Here is a 7,463-nt window from a genome sequence, read left to right as displayed (position 1 = left end):
CCGCCCCCCCCCCCACACGGGGGGGGGGGGGGGGCCGCGCCCCCCCCCCCCGGGTCTGGGGTACCCCCGCCACCCCAAACCCCCCCCCCCGGCCCGCGGCGCGCCCACCTCTCCCCCGCTTCGCGGTGGGCGAGGAACCCAGGTTCTCAGAGGTCGAGGGACAGTGCCTCCCTGCCCTGCAGGATAGCGGGGTACGAAGGAACGCGGCTTTGACTGGCAATGCCGCCTTGCCTGGAAAACAACTAGGCCCGGTAAATCCACTGCTCCGGCACGCGTACCGAAATCTCCTCGCCGGCCGCGATCGTGCCGGGCTTCTCGACCCAGGCGACGAGCCCACGCAAGCGCTTCGCCGCCTTCGGGAACAGCAGCGCTCCGGCCTCATGGTCGGGCATCCCGGCATTTTCGGCGACCGACCGGCCGGCGATCCGGCAAGGCCCGTTCTGCGCGTCGATCTTGACGGTCGCGCCGCCTTTGAAGAACAGCTGCGTGCCGGTCGGCAGCATCGAGAGGTGCGGCAGGCCTTCGATCAGGAGATTGGCGCCGATCCATTCCGGCTTGATCTCGGCGATGCCCATCCGTTCGGCGACGATTGCCAGTTCGTCCGCTGCCACGATCGACAATTGCCGCTCGTTGCGCATCTCGGTGCCGCGCGGATACCAGGGTTCCCGCCCGCCGGAGCGCCGCGTCGTGCCGGCATGGAAATCGCCTTCAATGCCGTCGAAACCGAGTTGCAGCGTATCCACCGCTCGTGTCTCAAAACGATCGAACGGTGCGAGGTAAAGCGCTGCTACCCTGGCGGCGAGTTTTCGCGACGGGACGATCTCGACCGGAGTTTCGGCTTCGGGAAAAAGATCCAGCATGGGTTCGTGCCTCGCGTGATACGCGCAATTAGCCGCGGTCAGCTCATCAGGTCCAGTCGAAAGCGCTGATGCTCCGATCAAGACGGCTGATGCGACTATGCCAGGCGCGTTCCGATGCTGGTGCCGTTCGCGCCGAGCTAATGCATGTCGCCCAAAAGTGTGCAGCGGTTTTGGGACAACGACATGCGTAAAACAAAATCTAAAGCATGCGCAATAGCGCGCCGCCGATCGAGTAGCCGGCGCCGAAGGCGCAGAGCAGGCCGTAGTCGCCGGCCTTCATGTCGGCATGGTTCTCCGACAGGGCGATGATGGCACCGGCGGCGGCGGTGTTGCCGAGGCGCTCCAGCACCATCGGCGCGCGGTCGTGGTCGACGTCATGGCCGAACGACAGTTTCAGGATCATGGCGTTCATCCGCGCATTGGCCTGATGCAGCCAGAAGCGCCGGATCGCTTGCGGCGTCAGCCCGTGCTCGGCCAGGAATTCGACGATGAATTTGTGGCCGGCAACGGTGACTTCCTTGAACACCTTGTTGCCGATCTGCTTGATCAGATTGCCTTCCAGATCGATCATATACGGATCGTCCTGGGTGGCGCGGGTAAAGTAACCGAGATTGGTGCGGATGCTGTTCGACATCTGCGTCCAGGCGCGCGTGTCGAGCACCTCGAAGCGCCCCGGCCGCTTCTCGCCCTGGGCAAGCCCTTCGACGATCATCGACACGGAAGCGTCGCCGAAGATGAAATGCGTCTGCCGGTCGCGAAAATTAAGATGCCCGGTGATGATCTCCGGCGTCGTCACCAGCACGCGCTTGTGCGCCCCTGCCCGCACCAGATTGACGGCGATGTGCAACGCCGCCGCTGCCGAAGAGCAGCCAAGCCCCATATCGAAGCCGGCGCCTTTCGTCCCCAGCGCCTGCTGCATTTCGATGGCGATCGCCGGATAGGGCCGCTGATGGTGCGAGGCCGAGCAGATCACCAGGTCGATATCCCCCGGCTTCAGCCCGGCATGATCGAGCGCCTTGCCGGCCGAAGCGATGCCGAACTCGGCCTCCAGCGACAGCGCATCGTCGGGCCGCGCCGGGAAGCGCGGCGCCATGCGGGTCGGGTCGAGGATGCCTTCCCGTTCGATGACATGGCGGGTCTGGACGCCCGAGGCATGGACGATGAAGGCACTGTCCGATTTCTGTACCAGCGGCTCGCCCGAGACCTCGCGGCGGATGTTCTCCATGTCCACCCAGCTGTTGAAGCTGGCGACGAGTTCCTCATTGGTGATCGAAGCTTCGGGGATTTCAACGCCGATGCCGCTGATGATGACGCGATGCATTTCCAGTTCGTCCCGTGCGCAGGCGTTGCGGCTTCATGTCGACGCCGCAAAAAGCTCGGCGCAACCTCTTTTGCACCTAGCCAGTTTATGCCGGCTTAAATCAAGTCCCTGGGACGGGTCTTTACCAGGCGCAGAGCTTGGTATTGGTCTGCGGGTTGTTCCAGCAGGCACCGTCATCGCGGCTGCGCACGAATTGCCCGGGCAGCGGCACGTTGCGGCGGCCGAGATTGACATAGCCATAGGCAAAACCCGGTCCGTCGATTTCCAGGACGTAGGTCGGATAACCCGGCGCCGAGATGCGAAAGCTGCCGGCATCGTCCAGCGCCCGATAGCTGCACGAGAAATAGCCGTCGTCGCTGGTGAAGCAGCGCGCTCGCTTGGCCTCCGCCGATATAGACAAGGCAAGCACAGCGGCCGCACAAACGCTGCCGCCGAAACCCATCTTTTTCAGTGTCATCATCCATCCCCATGGCCCATGAAGGGCCTTATCCCTGCCCCAGCGAGATGCGCATGACGGCGAAAGCCGGTCAAGCATCCGCTGCTGGCTGTTTTTGGGTGTAGCTAAGAGCTTCTAAGCAGAACGCCGCGCCACGATGAAGAGACGGGGAAAGCGCAGCAATACCTTGCCGCTTGCCGTTTTCGGATAGGCTTCGCTGATCCTGGCCGTGTAGCGCTTCAGGAAAAGCTGCCGCTCGTTCTCGTCGAGCGGATCGAGGAACGGCTTCAGCCCCGTCGACTTCACCCATTCGACGATCGCCTCGGCATCGGCCAGCGGATGGTTGTAGATCGTGTGCCAGATATCGAGCCGATCCGAGAATGGCGACAAAAGGTCGTAATAGAACGCGACCGGCGGCAGCGGCGCGCGGGCCGCGCGCTCGAGCTTTTCGGCAAACGGCATCTCGGCCGCGGTCTCCCGCATCAGCCGGTGCGAAGGCTCGGCCATATTATCCGGCATCTGCACGGCAAGCGCGCCGCCGGGCGCCAAAAATCCCATCAGCCGCTGGAAGACCGCCGGATGCTCCGGCAGCCATTGAAACACCGCATTGGCAAAGATCACGTCGACCGGTTCGTTCGGCTGCCACGCCGCCGCATCCGCCAAGGCAAAGGTGACGCCGGGCAGGCGCGCCTTCGCCTTCTCGATCATGTCGAGGGAGGTATCGAAGCCGCTGATCTGCGCCTGCGGCCAGCGCTCGACCAGCAATTCGGTCGAATTGCCCGGCCCGCAGCCAATGTCGACCACCCGGCGTGGTTCCGGCACCGGCACCTGCGCAACGAGATCGCGCGCGGGGCGGGTGCGCTCGTCCTCGAATTTCAGGTAGAGGGCGGCGGACCAGTCGGCCATCTTGGTTCCTCAGATCATTTGAGAATTCGCCGCCCTGTAAATGTCTTACCGCGTCAGCCGCTTATACGTCATGCGGTGCGGATTGACCGCGTCCGGGCCGAGGCGGCGGATCTTGTCCTGCTCGTAATCCTCGAAATTGCCTTCGAACCATTCGACGTGGCTGTCGCCCTCGAAGGCGAGGATGTGCGTCGCCAGGCGATCGAGGAACATGCGATCGTGCGAGATGATGACGGCGCAGCCGGCGAAGCTCTCGAGCGCGTCTTCAAGTGCAGCCAGCGTTTCGGTATCGAGATCGTTGGTCGGTTCGTCGAGCAGCAGCACATTGCCGCCGGTCTTCAGCATCTTGGCCAGATGCACGCGGTTGCGCTGGCCGCCGGACAGGTTGCCGACCTTCTGCTGCTGGTCGCCGCCGCGGAAATTGAACGACGCGCAATAGGCGCGGGTGTTGGCTTCGAACTTGCCGAGCTTGACCACTTCGGCGCCGCCCGAGATCTCTTCCCAGACCGTCTTGGTCGGGTCGAGCGCGTCGCGGCTCTGGTCGACATAACCGAGCTTGACCGTCTCGCCGACGCGGATGGTGCCGGCATCGGGCTTTTCCTGGCCGGTGATCATGCGGAACAGCGTCGTCTTGCCGGCGCCGTTCGGGCCGATGACGCCGACGATGCCGCCGGGCGGCAGCTTGAATTCGAGATCGTCGATCAAAAGCGTGTCGCCAAAGCCCTTCGACAAGCCCTCGACCTCGATCACCACATTGCCGAGCCGCTCGCCATGCGGAATGACGATCTGGGTGTCGCTCGGACGCCGCTTGTCGGCTGCATCCAGCAGATCCTGGAACGCCTGGATACGGGCTTTCGACTTGGTCTGCCGGGCTTTCGGGCTGGACTGGATCCACTCGCGCTCGCGGCCGATCGCCCGCTGGCGCGCATCGTCCTCGCGGCCTTCCTGCTTGAGCCGCTTGGCCTTGGCTTCGAGATATTTGGTGTAGTTGCCTTCGTACGGGATACCGCGGCCGCGATCGAGCTCGAGGATCCAGCCGGTGACATTGTCGAGGAAGTAGCGATCGTGGGTGATGATCATCACCGCGCCCGGATAGGCCCGCAGATGCTTTTCCAGCCACGCCGTCGTCTCGGCGTCGAGATGGTTGGTCGGCTCGTCGAGCAGCAGAAGGTCGGGCTGGCGCAGCAAAAGCTGGCAAAGCGCGACGCGACGGCGTTCGCCGCCCGACAGCTTGGTGACATCGGCCTCCTTGGGCGGGCAGCCGAGTGCCTCCATCGCCATCTCGACCTGCTGTTCGAGATCCCAGAGGTTGAGCCGGTCCATCTCGTCCTGCAGCTTGGCCGACTCGTCCGCCGTCTCGTCGGAATAGTTCATCATCAATTCGTTGTAGCGCTCGATGATGGCGGTCTTGGCGGCGACGCCTTCCATGACGTTTTCGAACACGTTCTTGTTCGGATCGAGCGCCGGCTCCTGCGCCAGGTAACCGACGGTAGCACCCTCGGCCAGCCAGGCCTCGCCGCTCCACTCCTTGTCGATGCCGGCCATGATCTTGAGGATCGTCGACTTGCCGGCGCCGTTGGGACCGAGGATGCCGATCTTGGCGTCCGGATAGAAGGACAGATGAATGTTCTCGAGCACCTTCTTGGTGCCGTAGGCCTTGTTGAGGCCGGCCATGTGATAGATGAACTGGCGTGCCACGCGCGCTTTCCCTGAAAAGTCGACTGATGTCGGATTGAATGGAAGTTGGGGGCTATGTAAGCGATGCGGCCGCGAACGGCAAACAGTTTTGGCCCCAAGCGGATTTGGTCGCACCCACAAACGCTTAGCCGCTTCATTTCGTGCCGGCGCCCAGGCGAAAGCTCCGGTTAACCATTCCGCGTCAAACAATGTTGGATGGGAAATCGCTGGCAGCCGCGATTTCGGGGAGAGAGATCGGGCCGTGTTGAACAGTTTCCTGCTTTTTGCCGAAGCGGTTCTCTATTTCGGCATCATGGTCACGCTTTTCCGGTTCCGGGGCCGCATCGGCCTCGGCGTCTTTGTTTGCGCCGTTGGCGTCATGCATTTCCTGGAAACCTATCTCGCCAGCGTCTTCTACGTCGCGCTGCCGTTCGGCATGGTATCGCCGGGTTCGGCCGTGCTGTTTTCCGGCAAGCTGGTCATGCTGCTCCTGCTCTACATCAAGGAGGACGCGGCAACTGTCCGGCAGCCGATTTATGGCCTGCTGCTCGGCAATGCCCTGATGATCGGGCTCGTGCTGATCCTGCGCCTGCACGACATCGCACCGCTGCCCGACGGCAAGCTTCCCGACATCGGCTTCATCGACGAGATGGGCTGGCTGATGGTGTGGGGCACGACGCTGCTGTTCGTCGACGCCATCCTGATCATTCTGCTCTATGAAAAGCTCGGCAAATATCTGCGCAAGGCGCTTTTCACCCGCATCCTGGTCTCCGTCGCCTGCGTGCTCACCTTCGACCAGGCAGGCTTTTTCACGGCGCTGCATTTCGTCACCGGCGCGCCGGTCGCGGTGTTCTTCGGCGGCTGGTTCGCCAAGATGGCAGCGGCCCTGGTCTACAGCACCATGCTGGTCGGCTATATCAGGTGGTTCGAGGCGCGGCAGGTGCCGGCGGCGCGCGGGCTTTCCGACATTTTCGACACGCTGACCTATCGCGAGCGCTACGAGGCGCTGGTCGAGCATGTCGGTCGCGACGGCCTCACCGGCCTCCTGCACAGGGGGCGCTTCGACAGCGATGGCGAGGCCGCCGTCGCCGCCAGCCTGCGGACCGCCAGGGCGCTCAGCCTGCTGATCATCGATGTCGACCACTTCAAATCGATCAACGACCGCTTCGGCCACGCCGAGGGAGACAAGGTGCTGAAAGCCCTGGCAATTTTGCTTGGCGAACTTGTCGGGACCGAAGATCAATTGTTCAGGATCGGCGGTGAGGAATTCGCCATCCTCGGCTGGCGTCCGCAGCCGCTCGCCAGACTGCTGGGCGAAACCGTCAGGCAAGCGGTCAAGACGTCCGCGAGCACCAGCCGGTTCGACATTACCGTCAGCGCCGGCATCTCGACGGTCAGCGAGACGACCCGTTGCCTTGCCGATCTCTTTGCGCTGGCCGACCAGCGTCTCTACAAGGCCAAATCCACGGGACGCGATCGCGTTGTCGGCGAACCGGGCGGCAACGAAGCAGACGCCCGCAACACATGGACCAGGCCGGAGCGCAGCGCCGGCGCGTAACGCTGCCCAGGCCTGCGATTGGCTCAATCAGGATTGTTTGCGCCGCTGCCATCCGCCGATCGCAACCGAAACCGCCATCAGCGCGATCGCCAGCCATTTCAACGCGGTAATAATCGGGCCGGCTTCGATGTCGTAGGCAATGAACAGAAGAATGCCCGGTACCAGCAGGCCGCAGAGCACGAGCGTGATCCGGTTGATCTGCCATGACACTTTTGCCGCAAGCGCCTGGTCGCCGGGCACGGCGACAAGCGCGGCCCGTATTGCCTTCGGCGCCACCAGCGTGGTCGAAAGACGCAGCGAAATCGGCAGGCCGATGCCGATGATCAGGAAGGCGCATGCCGCCAGGAGCAGCGAAAACTTGATCGCACTGGTTTCGGCCGGTACCGGGAACAGCAGCGCCGCCAGCGGCAGGAAGACACAGAATATCCCGAGCGCGGCAATGGCGATGAAGATCGCCGCGTTGACCAGCGTGAACAATTGGTAGGTGCCGCCGCCGACGGGTTTGGCGAGCGTGGTCATGCGCGCCCACTCCACTTCGGTGTAGGAAAAGCCCGGCCACTCCATATGGCCGTCGCGGATCGCCGTCATGCCCTTGGCCCAGAACGCCAGCCGCGCCAGCGCGCCGCCCGTCATACCACTCATCGCCACCCCCTATGAATGATGCCCCCGGGATCATACCATCCCCGGTGCAAAGCGACAGTCGCGTAC

General features: G+C 63.4%; 7 protein-coding genes. 1 reads left to right on the top strand and 6 read right to left on the bottom strand.

What is annotated here, in order from left to right; translation table 11 throughout:
- Positions 1-242: 242 nt before the first annotated feature.
- From NKI52_RS30695 to ettA, 5 genes are all read right to left on the bottom strand, one after another.
- Positions 243-860 (bottom strand): MOSC domain-containing protein, encoded by a 618-nt coding sequence (locus NKI52_RS30695; protein ID WP_352465185.1) that lies wholly within the window; start codon positions 858-860, stop codon positions 243-245.
- A 199-nt stretch (positions 861-1,059) separates the two neighbouring features.
- Complete coding sequence (locus tag NKI52_RS30690; protein ID WP_023675888.1) at positions 1,060-2,181, bottom strand: beta-ketoacyl-ACP synthase III; 1,122 nt, start codon at positions 2,179-2,181, stop codon at positions 1,060-1,062.
- A gap of 121 nt (positions 2,182-2,302) precedes the next feature.
- Positions 2,303-2,638, bottom strand: coding sequence for a hypothetical protein (locus NKI52_RS30685; protein WP_023675887.1), 336 nt, complete (start codon positions 2,636-2,638; stop codon positions 2,303-2,305).
- A 114-nt stretch (positions 2,639-2,752) separates the two neighbouring features.
- Positions 2,753-3,523 carry a trans-aconitate 2-methyltransferase gene (tam, locus tag NKI52_RS30680; RefSeq protein ID WP_352637259.1) on the bottom strand — a complete coding sequence of 257 codons (771 nt, stop codon included), beginning with the start codon at positions 3,521-3,523 and terminating at the stop codon, positions 2,753-2,755.
- A 45-nt stretch (positions 3,524-3,568) separates the two neighbouring features.
- Complete coding sequence (gene ettA, locus NKI52_RS30675) at positions 3,569-5,218, bottom strand: energy-dependent translational throttle protein EttA (protein WP_292659428.1); 1,650 nt, start codon at positions 5,216-5,218, stop codon at positions 3,569-3,571.
- Between the two features lie 241 nt (positions 5,219-5,459).
- Between ettA and NKI52_RS30670 the strand changes: the two genes are divergently transcribed.
- Positions 5,460-6,755, top strand: coding sequence for a GGDEF domain-containing protein (locus NKI52_RS30670; RefSeq protein WP_352700635.1), 1,296 nt, complete (start codon positions 5,460-5,462; stop codon positions 6,753-6,755).
- Between the two features lie 27 nt (positions 6,756-6,782).
- Here NKI52_RS30670 and NKI52_RS30665 read toward each other — a convergent pair whose 3' ends face one another.
- On the bottom strand, positions 6,783-7,397 hold the full coding sequence (locus NKI52_RS30665; protein WP_352700634.1) for a hypothetical protein: 615 nt from the start codon (positions 7,395-7,397) through the stop codon (positions 6,783-6,785).
- Positions 7,398-7,463: the final 66 nt, after the last annotated feature.

It is taken from the genome of Mesorhizobium sp. M0590, assembly GCF_040320905.1.
Lineage (GTDB): Bacteria > Pseudomonadota > Alphaproteobacteria > Rhizobiales > Rhizobiaceae > Mesorhizobium.
Note: the sequence above shows the minus strand (reverse complement) of the source record. Positions and strands in the feature narration are given on the sequence as shown.